Genomic DNA, 13,509 nt, shown 5'->3' on the forward strand with positions numbered 1-13,509 from the left:
CGACGGATGTCACAGCGCGAGAAGTCATTTTGCTCACGGAGCCTGCAAAGAACCTGCAGCCGATCAGTCCGCTCAGTGGGCGTCCGGCCGCGGCCAACGCAGGCCCACGACGTACTCGCACGCGAGGCTTTCGCCGGACGGCCCGCGCAGCCGGTGCTGTCCGAGTCCCGGTAGCGCCTCGGTGATCCTGACCGGCACGGAGCCGGCCAGTTCCTGCTGCAGGACCGCGAGCGAGACCGCACTGCGGAGATCGGCCCACAGCGGTTTCGCGGTGAAGTCGTCGATCCGGCGGCAGAACACTTCCGCCGGGATACCGTGTTCGCGCCGCCAGCGATGGGCTCGCAGCACCGTCTCGCTCTCGTGTTCTCCCTTGACCGGCAACGGAAGTCGGTCCACGTGGCACAGCCAGTTCGCTCGTTCGACGACCGTGCGGCCCACGGTTTTCCGCGGCCGCGCGATGACCTCCGACTCTCCGGGCCGCAGGCTGGTCAGCTGCCGGTCCCCGAACTCGTGCGGTGCCACCCAGGGGTTGGCGAGGATGGTCAGCAGCCGGGGGAGCCCGCTGCTCAGATGCGGCGGGATCAGGCCGAGGTAGGCAAGGCCGAACGGTCTGCCGTCGGGGCCGAGCAGTTCCAGCACGCCGCGGTCCGCGTCGTGGATCAGCGTGGCGCGTTCCAGCGGGAGATCCCCGGGCCTGGCGGGCATCCCTTCGCCAGGGACGATCAGCGCGGGCAGACGGCCCGCGGCGGTGTACTGGGCCGTCGTGCACGCGCGGCTGTTGACCAGTTCATAGCGGGCGATTCCCGGCCACATAGCGGAAGACCACTCGCCCAGGGCATCGGAAAGCGGGTCGCCGAGTACGTCGGTGAACCTGCTGACCATCCCGCCGACGCCGTCGCAGAGCTGGTTCACCACCGGCACCCGGCCCTCTTCGGTGTCCGCTTCCTGGAAGAGCACGGCGACCGACGGCGGAGCGCTGGTCCGGCCGACCGGGAGGTCTGCCCGGCGGGTGGCGTCCGCCCGGCTCCTGTCGCGTGAAAAGGCTTGGGACAGCGGCAGGGAGGCTCGGTCTTCGACGGTGAGCGCGGCGAGGAAGCCGAACAAGTCTGTGCAACGGCCGCCGCGGCCGAACCGGGAGACGAACGCTTCGAGCAGGAAGTCGTAGAGGTGGCTGCGGAACAGATGCGGCCGCAGCTCCGACGCGTAAGCGCTCAGTTCCCCTCCCAGTTCAGCGTCGAGCGGATCCGGCACGCCGAACCCGGTCGCGGCGTCTTCGTAGACGAGGTCGGGTGTCCACATCCGGATGCCGCTCGCCGCCCGCCACTCCGCCTGTGTCTCCTTCGCGGCGGCGATCGTCGCCGTTCGCTCGGGCAGCGCGGCGTCGGCCAGCCTGTTGATGGACCGGTGCAGGCGGTGCAGGCGGACTGGCATCGGGTGACCTTCGGCGGCCGACAGCGTGTCGGCAAGCCCTTGGAGCGGATCACCGGTGCCCGGCGAGCAGACGACCGGGTGGATCCAGCCGCTGTCGAGCATGCGCAGGTACCTTGCCCATGAGTCACGTCCGCCCATCAGCTCGCGGAGTTCGGCGAAGGTGTGGTCCCGCTCATTGTCCGCCTGGAACAGCCAGGCGGGCGCGGCGGCGTCGTGGCCGGTGAACGGCGACAACCATGACATGGGTCCTTGGCCTCCGGCCTCGGTGAGCAGGACGAAGCCACCGGGACGGACGCTCGTGTGCGCGGCCACGCGGTACCGCAGCAGTGGCGCGAGTTCTCGGTCGCGGGCGGCGGCCCGCAAGGCCAGCTGGGCCAGCGCCGCTCCGGAGTAGCTGCGGGATCCCGTGCCGGCGACGCCTGGCATCGACACGGTCGTCAGCCGGGAGTAGGGGCTGGTCTTGACGGCGGTCCGGGTGACGTAGGAGTACAGCGTGCGCAGGTTGCGGTTGTCCAGTTTGCCTTCCCGCGCCTTGCCCAAGCCGTGTCGCGTCCATTCCGGCGCGGCCAGGGCGAGTGAGCGGACGAACGGCTCGTGGTCCAGTTGCGCGACCAGCGTCGCGCGCGCCTGTTCACTATCGAGGGCGACGGATGAAGCCAGCTCCCGCCGCAACTCCGCGGTTTCCTCGGTCCTCCGGTGGTAGGCCGCGAGCAGCTTGAGGGCGTCCGCTGGCAGGTGGTTCGAGAGGTCGTCGGCGTCCGCGGGCAGCGTGGCGCTTTGGAACGCGGCACGTTTCACGGCCAGCGCCACCCGGCGCAACGCCGGAGTGGTGTCGAGCGCCGGCACCAGCTCGTAGCAGACGTCCGCCAGCGACGCGCCGATCGACGCCTGCTCCTCGGCCAGCTTTTCCGCGCGCCGCAACAGTTTCTCGGTCCGGCCGCCGACCAGCGTGCACGTCCGCGCCGACAGGCCGCCGACCCGTGCGAGCGTCCACGGGGAGAAGGCGGCGGAAGTGTCCGGTGCCACCGTGACGGCGAAGTGCTGGTGCGTGGTCATCCGGCTACCTCCGTACGTATGCCCAGGCCTGCGGCCAGCCGCTCCCATGACCGGTCCGCCGACCCCGGCGGGTCGCAGCCGGGACAGCCGTGGACGGGAATCACCCGGTGCTTGCCGTAGGTGCCGTGCACCAGGTCGATCTCGTGGATGTCGGCCGTCTCGCCGTCGTCGGTGAAGGCCCGCGTGACGGCGTGGAGCAAGGCGATCGCGAGCTTGCCGTGTTCAGGCAGGAACGCGTGTTCTTCGGCCGGGGCCGGCAAAGCGGAAAGCCGGGCACGCTGGGAATGCTGACGGCGCCGCTTGCCTGCGCAGTCCGGGCAGGGGCCGGTGCCCGCTCCCGTCACCGGCCCGCAGTACAACGTCGTTCCGTCCAGCACGAGAGGCAGCCACGGCAGGCGGAGGGCTCCGGCTCGTGCCGCGACTGTCTCGAAAAGGCCGAGTCGCGCGGTCTGGGTCACGCCTGCCAGCAACCGCAATCTTCCGGTGCGGCGGTCGTCGAGTCCGCCGAGCACCCGCTCGCCGAACGCGCCCGCGCCGTACAGCCACAGTCCGGCACCGTGCGGGGTGGTGTGGATGACGGGGTTCACGATGTTCCGTCCGCCGGGGCGAAAGCCCAGGCCTGGATACGGAAATCCGCGTCGCTCACGATCCGATCGGCGGCGATCGTCCGGAAGGCGTAACCAACGGTGTTGGCGTGGGATCTGGCCACCTCACCGGCCGACCCGGTCGCGAGCAGCGCGCGACGCCACAGATGGACGCCGCCCTCACGGATCGCTTCCAGGCCGCCGGAGACCAACACCGTCGCGGGAGGGGCCGTCAACTCGTCGGCGATCTTCACAGCGTGGAAGGCGCCTTCGCGGAATTCGTACCAACCGGTGTCGAGCCCGTCGACGTCGCGGGCGGCGACGGTGAACCGGAGCACGTCCGAGTCCGGCGTGGCGGCGTCGAGGATCCATCCTATCGCGTCCGCGGTCAGCCTGCCGTCGACCAGCCGGACCTCCCACATACCGCGGCCGCGCGGCCGAGGGCCGGAAGCGCGCGGCAGCGGTGCGGCGGCGAGTTCGGCGCGCAGCAGATCCGAGAGCGCGGCCTGGCTTTCAGGTGCGTACGGGTGCGTGCTCATCGTTCGTCTCCCGATTCCCGGTCCAGTACCACGATTTCGAGCAGTGTCTCGGCGTGCGGGAGCAGGCCGAGCGCGTCGCCGAGGTCACCGAGGGATCCGCTGAGACCGTCCCGCGCGCGCAGGCCCAGGTCGGCGGCGACCGCGAGCAGCCGCTGTACGGCGGCGCCGGTGTGCAAGAGGCCATCGCGGACCGTCGTCCCGTTCGAATGGGCGGGCACCGTCACCGATACCGCGATCACGGCGAAAGCGTCGTCGGCGTGCTCTCGGCGCCACCGGGTCACGTCCGCGACCCCGGCGAGGTCGATGAGCCCCGCCTTCTCCGGGAGATAAAGGTGCGCCCGGTCCTTCTCACCGAGCACATAGGCGTTGAGCGATCGGTCGACGCCACCGGGGAAGGCCGCGTCCAGCAGCCGCGTCAGTTCCTGGCCGTCCACCGGTTCGATTGCCGCCGGATCGGGTTCGGGGGCGAGAAGGAACTGCGGCAGCTGACCGTCCGGAATGGACTGACGGGCGACGTGATCCAGCGCGAGGCAGAGGGATTCTCCGTCGCCCGGCCGGGGTGCGCGTGGGCGACGGCGATAGGAGCCGTTGGCCGCGTCGAATTCGGCGACCGCCGACATGGAGACCGGACGTCCGGCGCCGCTCAGCAGATTGATGATCTCGAGCGCGGCGAAACCGAGGGCGGCGTCCCGTCCCGGCGAGGCGAGGGCAGCGGCAGCCGGGGGCGGGTTGACCGGCCACCAGTCGGCGTAGCGCAGTTCGTCACGCGGGGCGAACCGCGGACCGACCTCCGCTCCGCCCTCATGGACGAGCACCCGGAGCCACGGGACGCCCGCGGCGGTGAGCTCACGATCGAGCGCGGCGAGTTCGACCATGGGCTCCTCGCCGTTCAGCACGACGAGGACGAGATCGGAATCCGTGCATCCGGCCCGGTCCACGACTTCGCCCCGCACACCGTCGAGGGCGAGCAGTTCGCCGAGCTCAGCGGTGAGGACTGGATCGCCGGTGAGTTTCACCCGGGTTCCCCGGCGGTCACCGGAATCCGCGTCTCGTACCTTGGCGGTCGCCGTGCCGGACCGGGCTAGCCAACGTCCGGAGTGGTCGCCGGGAACCGGCCCGGAACAGATAAGGTCGCGGGAGCGCGCGAGAGCGTGCACCGCGTCCACGGTCTTCACCGGCAGGCCGAGCAATTCGGCTATCGCGGACGTGTCGCGGGTCCCGTCCATCGCACGCAGCACGGCGGGCAGGACGGTGTGCGCCGCCTTGCCGCCGAACACCTGCGGCTGGGCGGCGCCGAAGGCCAGCGAGCCGGTGCGTGTCGGGATGAGGGAGATACCGGGCAGCAGGCAGGGAAACCCGGTACCCGGCCCGGATTCGGCCTCGCGCAGCGCTTCGGCGGCGGTGGTCCGCTGGACGGTCGTGATCATGCCGTCGCCTCCATCGCGTCCAGGATGATCCCGCGCAGCCGGGCGAAAGTCCGCTGCTCGGGAGGAACGGGGGACTGTGACCGGGCGTTCCCGTGCACCCCGAGCAGCACCGAGCTCGTCGCTTCGCCGAGATGCGGCTGCACCAGCACCACCCTGGGCTCGGCCGCGTCGCCGTCGAGCATCCGTCCGGTCAGCCCGCACACTATGGCGACCGTGGCGCCGAGGTACCCGGCCGGTTCGCCCTCGGGATGGTCGTCGAAATGGTCGTGCACCAAGCCGAGGTCGGTATGCGCGCCCATCCGCTGGGCACGCCTCCGGTAGTAGCAGTCGACGGTCGCCTCGGCGCGCGGGCCGAGCAGCGGCCCGACCCGGGTCGTCAAACCTTCGGCGACGACGGGCAGCAGCGTCTTGCCGTGCCGGAGCACCGCACTGTCCACAGCGGACTCGAGCCGCCGCACCGGGCGGCTCCAGGCGAAGACGATCCGCTCGTACTCGGCGATCAGGGCGTCCAGCGACCCGAGGTCGGGCCAGCCGCCGAGCCGGTGCGCGGTCGCGTCCGGTCGCGCCGAACGCAGTCTGGTGGCCACCGCCGCGCCGAAGTCGTCGTCGTGCAGTACGAGGACGCTCACGATGTCTCCTCTCTTCGGTCCCGTCTCAGGCGATGGGTTGCGGCCAGGGGTTGAGGTCGGCTTCGTCGTGCACTGGGTACCCCATCGCCGCCGGGGCGGTGTAGAGCCGGGGATGCGCGAGGAACTGGGCCTTGCGGACGAACGACATCGGCTGCAGTCCCGGCACGATCGCCTTGACCGCGGTCATCCCGACCGCGGCGGCCTCGTCGGTGGTCAGGTCGACCACGTACGCGTCCGTGCCCGCCGCCGTCAGCCGGTCCGACAGCCAGCGCAACGACTCCGCCGAATTCCCGGCGGGCGGGGCGGGCAGCGCCGACAGCGGCCGCTTGCGCGTGCCGGAGAGCAGGAACTCGAAGGCTTCCGAACGGTCGGCGTGCGCGGTGAACAGCGCGCCGTCCATCGTGCGATAGCAGTCCTCGGCGCTTTCGGGGGCACTGCCGATCTGGGGCAGGAAGGAGATGTGGCAGGACAGGACCTCCCGGAACGCGTTCACGGCGGCCTGCACCGGATCCATGTTCGAGGCACAGATCGCCACGTGCTTCACGGCCGTGCTTCGCCGGTCGACCCGGACCGCGAAGATCGACGGCACGCCGACGTCCGTGGTGGCGTCGAAAAGCCGGACGTCGACGTACGGATGACGCTCGTAGGCGGCGACGAGCTCCTGCAGCTCGGGGCCGCCGATGTCGACCTCGATCTCCGGCAGCGGCAGCCGCTGGTGCCAGGTGAGCGCGGTGGCGTCCCGCTCGATCACCTCGACGAGCCCCTTGACGATCGACAGCGCCGGATCGGAGTGCACGGCGCAGCCGGTCGAGATCGGGTTGGCGATGTTCTCCTCGGCGGCGGGGATGTAGAACAGGTAGACCAGCGGTGCCGGTACCCACATGGGCTTCCCGTCGCGCAGCCGGACACCGCGTACCCAGTTGCGGGGTACGTCCTTCGCGGCGAGCTGGGTGTGCTGCCCGGGAAGCGCCAGTTCGGTTTCCGACAGCCGGGGCAGGGTGTCCAGGTCGAGTGCTTCGTCACCGAGTTCGAGCGCGGTCGCCCAGCGCATGTCCGCCGGGTCGTGCACGGTCGAGCAGTAGCGTTCCAGCGCCTCGGCCACCGCGACGGCTTTGGCGAGCTCGACGTCGAAACCGCCGCCGCTGCCGTCCATCGCCTCCGGCGCCGACCGGGACCACTGGGCATAGCGGCGGATCGCGGGCACGGCGGCCTTTCCATCGCCCAGGTAGGCGGACGCGATGGGCATGACCCCCGAGCCGGGCGGAAAGGGTAGCAGCGCAGGTTCGGCGACGAGGCCGAGTGAGTTGTCCACGAGCGGCGCGAGCCGGTCGGGGAGTGGGATGGGCGACGTCATCGTGGTAACCCTTCCGCCGTACGGTTGCCGGCTTTCATCGCAACGGATCCGCCCAGTCGCCGTCGTTGAGATCGCCCGGCGCGATGAGCGTGCCGTTGATCCGCACGGAGGGCGTGCCCGCGATGGTGGGACGCACGGCGGCGGTGGTCTCCTGCAACGAGGCCGCGAACGTGCCCCCGCGCAGGCACTCCGCGACGCCGCTCGTGGCGCCCGCCTCCGCGGCGAACCTGATCAGCTCCTCGTCGGTGCGGTCGGCTTCGCCGTGTTCCTTCGGCTGGTTGTCCGGCGACATCAGGTGTCCATGCAGCCGACCGAAGGAGGTGCCGTCAGCTTGGCTGGCGCACAGCATGGCCGAGGCCGCCCTGGTGGAGTAGTCGCCGGATTTCGACTTGTCGTCCAGGAAGGTCAGCACGTGGTAGTCGACCTTCGCCCTGCCTTCGTCGATCGCTTTGGCGAGTAGCTGACCGAAGCGGTGCTCGAACCTGGCGCAGTACGGGCACAGTGGATCCTCGTAAACGTCCACTTTGTTCGGTGCGTCCGCCGCGCCCAGCGAGATGACACCGGGGGAGCTGATCCTGGCCGCTGTCCGCGGCGGACCGTAGCCGTCGGCTTCGGCGCTGCTGTTCCGTAGCTGAAGGTACAGGCCACCGCCGACGACGACCGCGATGACCAGCACGATGATCGCCTTGACCGCAGGCGTGGTCTTACGCCGCGCGGGCGGTTTGGTCTGGGTCATGTCGTCTCCCGGTCTTGGGCTCGCAGGCCCGCGTCGATGGCGGTGCTCGACGCGGGCCCGCGAAGTGAGGGGGTCAGAAGAGTTCGCCGGCCAGCTTGTAGAGGGTCGTGCCGACGAGGCCGAAGATCAGCAGCGTGTAGGCGAGGCAGGCGACGCCGTATCCCCAGAACAACGTCCGTTCACCGGCGGTGGACCGGCGCAGGGCGCTGGGCAGCGGCCTGCGCAACACCCGATGCAGCACGTAGGTCATCGCGCGGCTGCGCAGGTTCAGCTTGCCGAGCGCGTTCTCGAGTACCTGCTGTCCATCGGTCGGCAGCATGGGATTGAAGTTCATCACCATCATCACGGTCTGGAACATCAGTATGGTGCCCAGCAACCCAGGGTCACCGGTTCCGGTGAGCAGCAGGGTGGCCGTCGTGCCGAGCACGATGCCGTCGAAGGCGGGACCGGCGAGCAGGATCGCGATCCGGGGCCAGCGCCCCCGCAGGCGAACGGCGTCGGACCGGTCGACGTAGCCGATCGGCATCACGTAAAGCCACAGCGCGACACCGACTTCGCGGGCGGGCACACCGTAGTAGCGGCACAGCACACCGTGGCTCGTTTCGTGCAACAAGGTTTGCGGGATCATGATGAGGTACACCACCCAGATCGCCGAAAGGTCAGGCGTGATCGGGTGGAGGATCAGCGTCAGCACCGCGGCCAGCAGGCCCGTCGCGCCGAGCAACCCGATCGCGCCGAGCGCCATCCCGCCCACGCGGCCGCGGAAGGGCCGGGCGATGGCGGCGAACACGCGATCGGCGCGTTCGGTGGAGATGGGCAGCCGCGCGTGCGGCATCTTGATCTGGGAGCGGGCCACCCGGGTGGTGATCCCGTCGGTGGCCGGAACCACGCCGTCGAGCAGCTCGAGCCTGGCGAGGTCGTGGACCAAGAGGCGTAACGCCTCGTCGACCTTGTCGAGCGGGGCGCCGCTGCGCCGGGCCAGCCCGTCGAGCAGCTTGTCGTAGCGGACACCCGCGGTGAGCTGGGGGACCAGCTGGCAGGTGCCGTTGCTGACGAAGGTGTACTTGCCGCTCGCCTCGTCGAACAGCATCGAGCGGCCGTCCGCGCCGGTGAGCAGTTCGACACCGGGGTTGAGCCGGAGGACGTCGTCCTCGGCGGGCCACCGCGCGTCAGCGACCACGGACGCCGTAGCGGCGGTCTGCGCGCCGGGGGTGGGCGGTTCGACGGTGGTGGACATGGTGACCCTCCGGGACTTCGAGGCTGATGGGAAAGGGAAAGGGCGGGTGGCCGGTGGGCGTGTGGGCCGTGCCGGCCACCCAAACCGTCAGGGGCAGGAAGAACCGGCGGAGCTTCCGCAGGCGGCGCAAAGAATCGGTGTGCTGGCGGTACCCGCGCAGGCCCCGGTCGACATGGTGCAGTCGGCCGCCGTGTTGTTCGCGGGTTCTTCGGCCCAGAGTTCCAGGTCCGCCTCTGCGGTCTTGAGGTTCGTGTCCATAATTTGCTCCTGTCTCCTCAGATTCCGGCGATTCGAGATACGAAAAGAACACGAGGTGGGTGGCCGGTGGGGACGTGGGCCGTGCCGGCCACCCACCCGTTTCACCGCGATCGGCGACTAAAGCACACTCAGCACGTGGTCGAGGCGCAGCCCGCGCTGGCGATCGACCCGGCGGTCGAGGGGGCCGTGCTGAAGCTGGATGTGGTGGCGGCGCATCCCTTGCAGCAGTCGGCGGCGACGGTGGTCGCGTTGTCTTCGACCCACAGATCCAGTGCGTTGTCGGAGTTCAGCTCGATGTCCATTTGTTCTCCTTCGGGTAGTTAAGCCGGCGAGACCGGCCACAGGTTTGTCCGGAAAGTTTCAGCAGCCGGTGCTGCCGGTGCTGGCGGAACTGGCGGAACTGGCCGTGCTGCCGAAGCTGCTCGCGCTACCGGCGGTGGCGGCAGAGTTGGTGCAGCAACCGTCCGCGGCGATGTTCGCCCCGCTCTCTTCCGCCCACAGGTCGAGCGTCAGATCCTGTTCGGTGGCGATGATTTCCATTTCTGTCTCCTGTCTTGACTGAAAATCAGGTGTTTTCAGCGGTCAGCACGCACAGGCGGCGCTGGCGAAAGTAGACGCAGAACTCGGGCAGCTGACGGTGCCCACGGTGCCCGCGCTCGTGGCGCAGCAATAGCCGGCAGCGGTTTCGGTGTCGGACTCTTCTGCCCAAAGGTCCAGTTGTTCCTGTGGTTCGACGGAGCCGATTTCCATTTGTTTCTCCAGGGGAGACGAGTGGTTTGGTCAGAGCGTTACGGGCACTCGGTGCTGGCGGTTCCGGCACTGAGGATGGGGCTGCTCAGGGTGGAGGCGGTTCCCTTGCAGCAGTCGGCCGCAATGGTGTCCACGCTTTCCTCGGCCCACAGGTCGAGAGTGCTCGTGGCGGTTTCTTCCATAACGGAACTCTTTCTGTTCTCTGGGTTTCGGTGATCGCACCCTAGGGTCGGAAAGCCGGTGATCATCGCCACGAAGAGTGGCAATTTCGATGGGGTGCTGGAATTATTGTAAGTGTGTGCCCGGGGGTAATCAACGAGCGTTCGCCGGGAAAAGATGCAGCTTCCTGCGCGGCTAATGCATTTAATTACCGGAATCCCGAATATGGCGCGGTGCCGACGGCGAACGTGAACAACGGCACCTCCTCGCGAAGGTCGAGGCGCCCGTGCGCGGTGAGCGCGTGCGGGATCAGCCCGGCGAATCCGCAGGCTTCCCGGCCGGTGGCGAGTGCGCCGAGCCAGACCTCGTTGACCGCAGCGGATCCCCTGGCCAGCAGGATCCGGTAGCCGTGTGCCCCGAGTTCGTGCACGGCGTGCGGAGTACGTCCGACCACGACCCCGATCGCCGCGGCGCCGGCGAATTCCGCCTGCAGCACCATCTGGTCGACCGGATGGTCCGCTGGCAGTTCCGCGACCTCGCTGAAACCTCGGGCCGGATCGAACCGGTGGAAGCCTGGCGTCAATCCGGTCACCCGCTGCGCCAGGATCAGGTAGCCGAGCCTTCCGGTGCCGGGTTCGCTCCAGCCGAGGCTGCCTGCCCGGTCCGCCCGGCGCAGCAGAACCGCGAGCTCCTCGCCGTCGATGTCGCCGGGCCCGTAGACACGGCCGCCATGCCGGTTGGTCAAGGCCATGGCGTAGGCCGCCGGCGACCAGGACGCGCCGCCCAGCCTGCCGAGGGCGGGCGGGGCCGGCTGCTCCTGCAGCTCCCGGACGAACTCCGTCATCACCTCTTCCCGCGACCCGATGGGCCTGGAAACAAGGAAGTCGAGTCCACTGTCGACACGGGCGTCCGTGGTGAAGGCGGACCCTGTGCCGGCCTGTGCTGCGGGCGCGTCGTTCGCCGGGTCGATCCGGACGATTTCGGTCACAGGGTCCTTCGCCGGGTCGAGTCCGAGCAGCCGGGCCACGTCCTCGAAGCGGACCTTGCCGATCCGTTGCGCGGACAGACCGACGAGGCGGCAGGTTTCACCGAGCTGGTGCAGAGAGACCCCGGCGTCCATATGGATGACGCGGGTGGCGAACGGACCGTACTTCGCGGCGACCCGGCTCAGCGCGCCCGCGCTGACGACCACGGCGGGCGCCCCGGGCGCGGCGTTGTCGAGCCAGTTCGTGCTCTCGTCGTCGAACGGTGCCACCGCGACCAGTTCATGGGTGAACGGGTCGTAGTGCCACCAGCCGGTGGGCAGCCCGCCGACGTCGCGGATGGCGAGGTAGGCCTGCGGCGAGCCCAGGTTGCCGCCGGTCGCGTGGTAGCGGTGCACATGCCGGTCGCCACGGTCTGCGCCGCCGGGCTGCAGGCCGAAGGCCGTGCGGACGGCCAGCACGAGCCGGTCGATTTCCACTGCCGCCGCCGCCGTGGCCAAGGCGGCGAGATCGACGACATTGACCTTGGGAAGCGGGAGCCGGGCCGACGGCGAGTAGATCTTGTGGTCGTACTGTTTGGCGGTGTTCGCGGGCACGTAGTGCATGAGGTGGCCCTTGGGCGAAGCCTGGTCCTTCGGCGGGAAGCGGACCATCTCGTCGAAGGTGATCGCGAGCGAATGTGTCCGGCCATCGTGCTGGGGCAGCGTCGCGATCGGTCCCGGCGCGACCGCGAGTTCGGTCGTTTCGCCGGTGTTCAGGTCGATGCGCAGCGCCGTGTTGAGGGTCTCGCCGTTGCCCATTCTCGAAACCGCGTTGGTGATCTCGGTGGCCAGTACCGCCAGCGCGACGGAGCGGACGGCGTCCGCGGCATCGCCGGGTTCGGCTTCGGTTTCGGGTGCGGAGGCCGCACCGAGTTCCCATCGGGCGAGAGTCAACCCGATCCTGGCGTCGAACCGCGGCCCCAGCTCCAGCAGGCTTCCGGTCAGCGCGGCCCGAAGCCACGTCCCACCGCGTTCGTCGACGAGACGGTCGAGTTCGGCCAGCCAGGTGGGAGTCCGCACCTCGCCGGTCAGGCCGATGACGAGGGTGACGTCGTCGGGGATCCAGGCGGGGTCGAGGCGGTCCTCCGGCCGTACCGGAATGGCCTCGGTCGTGACCGAGTTCGCGACGAGCAGTTCCGTGAGTTCCGTGAGTTCCGTGGCGAGGTCTCGGGGTGCCACGACCGCGACTCGTGCCGAGCGCAGTTCCCGCCAAGCCCGGTGGCCGCTCCGGTGCACCCGGGACGAGTCGATGTGGCGGGTCAGCCACAGTGGCACGGGTTCCGCGGGAACGGCCGGGTCGAGGCCTTCTTCGACGAGGCCGCGGGTGTAGAGCAGGGAAACGATGGTCACCACGTCGGCTTCACCGATGCCGGCCGTGGCGGCGATCTCGGCGTAGGTCCGGTTCCCGTCCAGCAGGCCGAGAACCCGGGGCAGGAGGGTGACGCTGGCCTTGCCGGAGAAGACCTGCCGGGCGGCGGCGCCCTCGACGAGGTATCCCGACGGCAGTGGGACCTCGACCAGGCCGGGGAGTTTCCGTGCCCTGGTGGGAAGGGTGAACTGGGGGTCGGTCGCGACCGCGTGCCCCATGCGAGTGGCGGCGATCCGGTCCGGGGTGGTCGTGGCTGGGCTCACCTGGCTGCTCCTTCGGTGACGGCGTCCGGCGCGGGAATGTCCTGTGCGAGTTCGCGGGCCAGCGGAAGCAAGGCCCGCCACGACCGGTCTTCGGCCGGCACGGGGGCCGCGGATCTGGCGTTGCCGTGCACGCCGGTGAGCCGGTGACGGCCGATCCGGGGCGAGTTGCCACTGAAGAAGGCGACCTGCTGCAGGTCGCTCAGGTTCCCTTCGGCGAGCCGGTGGATCACGGCGGTGGCCCACGACGACGCCGAAGCGACGAGCGACGGCAGGAAACCGACCGAGTGGCGGTGCTCGACCTCGTCGTAGGCCGCCTGCAGTTCGGGCGAACCGGTGGTGGTGTGGTGCTGGAGGGTGCGGCGGTAGTGGCAGTCCATGGTCGCGTGCGCGCCGGGGCCCAGCACCGGCCCGACCCGGACCGCCTGGTGGCTCGCGACCACCGGGATCAAGAACGCGTCACGGGCCAAGGCGAGCCGGTCCGCTTCCCGTTCGAACCGGGGCGCGGGCTGGTTGAGCGCGAGCACCAGGATGCTTCGCGCGGGAACCTCGTCGGGCGACGGAAGGCCGGGGGTGGCCGAGGTCGTCACCGAAGGCAGGGCGCCGAGCCGTTCCGCCACCGCGGTACCGAAGCCTTCGTCGTGCAGAACGAGCACTTCACGTGAGCCGGGCATTTGAGTCTCCTTTCGGAAGGTG

At 69.7% G+C, this 13,509-nt stretch carries 13 protein-coding genes; all 13 read right to left on the reverse strand.

The genetic code is table 11. The features are described from left to right. Positions 1-72: 72 nt before the first annotated feature. The 13 genes from LCL61_RS17660 to LCL61_RS17720 all read right to left on the reverse strand — a co-directional run bounded on the left by LCL61_RS17660 (position 73) and on the right by LCL61_RS17720 (position 13,487). Positions 73-2,487, reverse strand: coding sequence for a hypothetical protein (locus LCL61_RS17660; RefSeq protein WP_340687826.1), 2,415 nt, complete (start codon positions 2,485-2,487; stop codon positions 73-75). Next, positions 2,484-3,074: a TOMM precursor leader peptide-binding protein gene (locus tag LCL61_RS17665; protein ID WP_340687827.1), complete on the reverse strand. Its 591-nt coding sequence runs from the start codon at positions 3,072-3,074 to the stop codon at positions 2,484-2,486. The genes LCL61_RS17660 and LCL61_RS17665 overlap by 4 nt, the downstream gene beginning before the upstream one ends. Beyond that, positions 3,071-3,610: a hypothetical protein gene (locus LCL61_RS17670; protein WP_340687828.1), complete on the reverse strand. Its 540-nt coding sequence runs from the start codon at positions 3,608-3,610 to the stop codon at positions 3,071-3,073. The genes LCL61_RS17665 and LCL61_RS17670 overlap by 4 nt, the downstream gene beginning before the upstream one ends. Next, a complete protein-coding gene (locus LCL61_RS17675; RefSeq protein ID WP_340687829.1) occupies positions 3,607-5,037 on the reverse strand; it encodes a hypothetical protein in 1,431 nt (476 codons plus the stop codon). The genes LCL61_RS17670 and LCL61_RS17675 overlap by 4 nt, the downstream gene beginning before the upstream one ends. Next, complete coding sequence (locus LCL61_RS17680; RefSeq protein ID WP_340687830.1) at positions 5,034-5,666, reverse strand: hypothetical protein; 633 nt, start codon at positions 5,664-5,666, stop codon at positions 5,034-5,036. Before LCL61_RS17680 ends, LCL61_RS17675 begins: the two co-directional genes overlap by 4 nt. Positions 5,667-5,691: 25 nt before the next feature. Further along, positions 5,692-7,020, reverse strand: coding sequence for a YcaO-like family protein (locus tag LCL61_RS17685; RefSeq protein ID WP_340687831.1), 1,329 nt, complete (start codon positions 7,018-7,020; stop codon positions 5,692-5,694). A gap of 34 nt (positions 7,021-7,054) precedes the next feature. After that, positions 7,055-7,756, reverse strand: a complete 702-nt coding sequence (locus tag LCL61_RS17690; RefSeq protein ID WP_340687832.1) for a DsbA family protein — start codon at positions 7,754-7,756, stop codon at positions 7,055-7,057. A 73-nt stretch (positions 7,757-7,829) separates the two neighbouring features. Further along, on the reverse strand, positions 7,830-8,993 hold the full coding sequence (locus LCL61_RS17695; RefSeq protein WP_340687833.1) for a hypothetical protein: 1,164 nt from the start codon (positions 8,991-8,993) through the stop codon (positions 7,830-7,832). Positions 8,994-9,080: 87 nt separating this feature from the next. After that, positions 9,081-9,251: a hypothetical protein gene (locus LCL61_RS17700; protein WP_340687834.1), complete on the reverse strand. Its 171-nt coding sequence runs from the start codon at positions 9,249-9,251 to the stop codon at positions 9,081-9,083. Between the two features lie 128 nt (positions 9,252-9,379). Next, entirely contained in the window at positions 9,380-9,553 is a 174-nt protein-coding gene (locus LCL61_RS17705; protein WP_161630717.1) for a hypothetical protein, read from the reverse strand. Positions 9,554-9,611: 58 nt separating this feature from the next. Then, complete coding sequence (locus LCL61_RS17710; protein WP_039923942.1) at positions 9,612-9,791, reverse strand: hypothetical protein; 180 nt, start codon at positions 9,789-9,791, stop codon at positions 9,612-9,614. Positions 9,792-10,368: 577 nt separating this feature from the next. Then, positions 10,369-12,816 carry a hypothetical protein gene (locus LCL61_RS17715; RefSeq protein ID WP_340687835.1) on the reverse strand — a complete coding sequence of 816 codons (2,448 nt, stop codon included), beginning with the start codon at positions 12,814-12,816 and terminating at the stop codon, positions 10,369-10,371. Beyond that, entirely contained in the window at positions 12,813-13,487 is a 675-nt protein-coding gene (locus LCL61_RS17720) for a hypothetical protein (protein ID WP_340687836.1), read from the reverse strand. Before LCL61_RS17720 ends, LCL61_RS17715 begins: the two co-directional genes overlap by 4 nt. Positions 13,488-13,509 lie beyond the last annotated feature (22 nt).

The organism is Amycolatopsis coloradensis, from assembly GCF_037997115.1.
GTDB lineage: Bacteria > Actinomycetota > Actinomycetes > Mycobacteriales > Pseudonocardiaceae > Amycolatopsis > Amycolatopsis coloradensis_A.

What these genes read in the sequence shown, in the direction of transcription:
- LCL61_RS17700 (WP_340687834.1), bottom strand. Translation starts at nt 9,251, where the DNA reads ATGGACACGAACCTCAAGACCGCAGAGGCGGACCTGGAACTCTGGGCC.
- LCL61_RS17685 (WP_340687831.1), bottom strand. Translation starts at nt 7,020, where the DNA reads ATGACGTCGCCCATCCCACTCCCCGACCGGCTCGCGCCGCTCGTGGAC.
- LCL61_RS17695 (WP_340687833.1), bottom strand. Translation starts at nt 8,993, where the DNA reads ATGTCCACCACCGTCGAACCGCCCACCCCCGGCGCGCAGACCGCCGCT.
- LCL61_RS17670 (WP_340687828.1), bottom strand. Translation starts at nt 3,610, where the DNA reads ATGAGCACGCACCCGTACGCACCTGAAAGCCAGGCCGCGCTCTCGGAT.
- LCL61_RS17690 (WP_340687832.1), bottom strand. Translation starts at nt 7,756, where the DNA reads ATGACCCAGACCAAACCGCCCGCGCGGCGTAAGACCACGCCTGCGGTC.
- LCL61_RS17720 (WP_340687836.1), bottom strand. Translation starts at nt 13,487, where the DNA reads ATGCCCGGCTCACGTGAAGTGCTCGTTCTGCACGACGAAGGCTTCGGT.
- LCL61_RS17675 (WP_340687829.1), bottom strand. Translation starts at nt 5,037, where the DNA reads ATGATCACGACCGTCCAGCGGACCACCGCCGCCGAAGCGCTGCGCGAG.
- LCL61_RS17705 (WP_161630717.1), bottom strand. Translation starts at nt 9,553, where the DNA reads ATGGACATCGAGCTGAACTCCGACAACGCACTGGATCTGTGGGTCGAA.
- LCL61_RS17660 (WP_340687826.1), bottom strand. Translation starts at nt 2,487, where the DNA reads ATGACCACGCACCAGCACTTCGCCGTCACGGTGGCACCGGACACTTCC.
- LCL61_RS17710 (WP_039923942.1), bottom strand. Translation starts at nt 9,791, where the DNA reads ATGGAAATCATCGCCACCGAACAGGATCTGACGCTCGACCTGTGGGCG.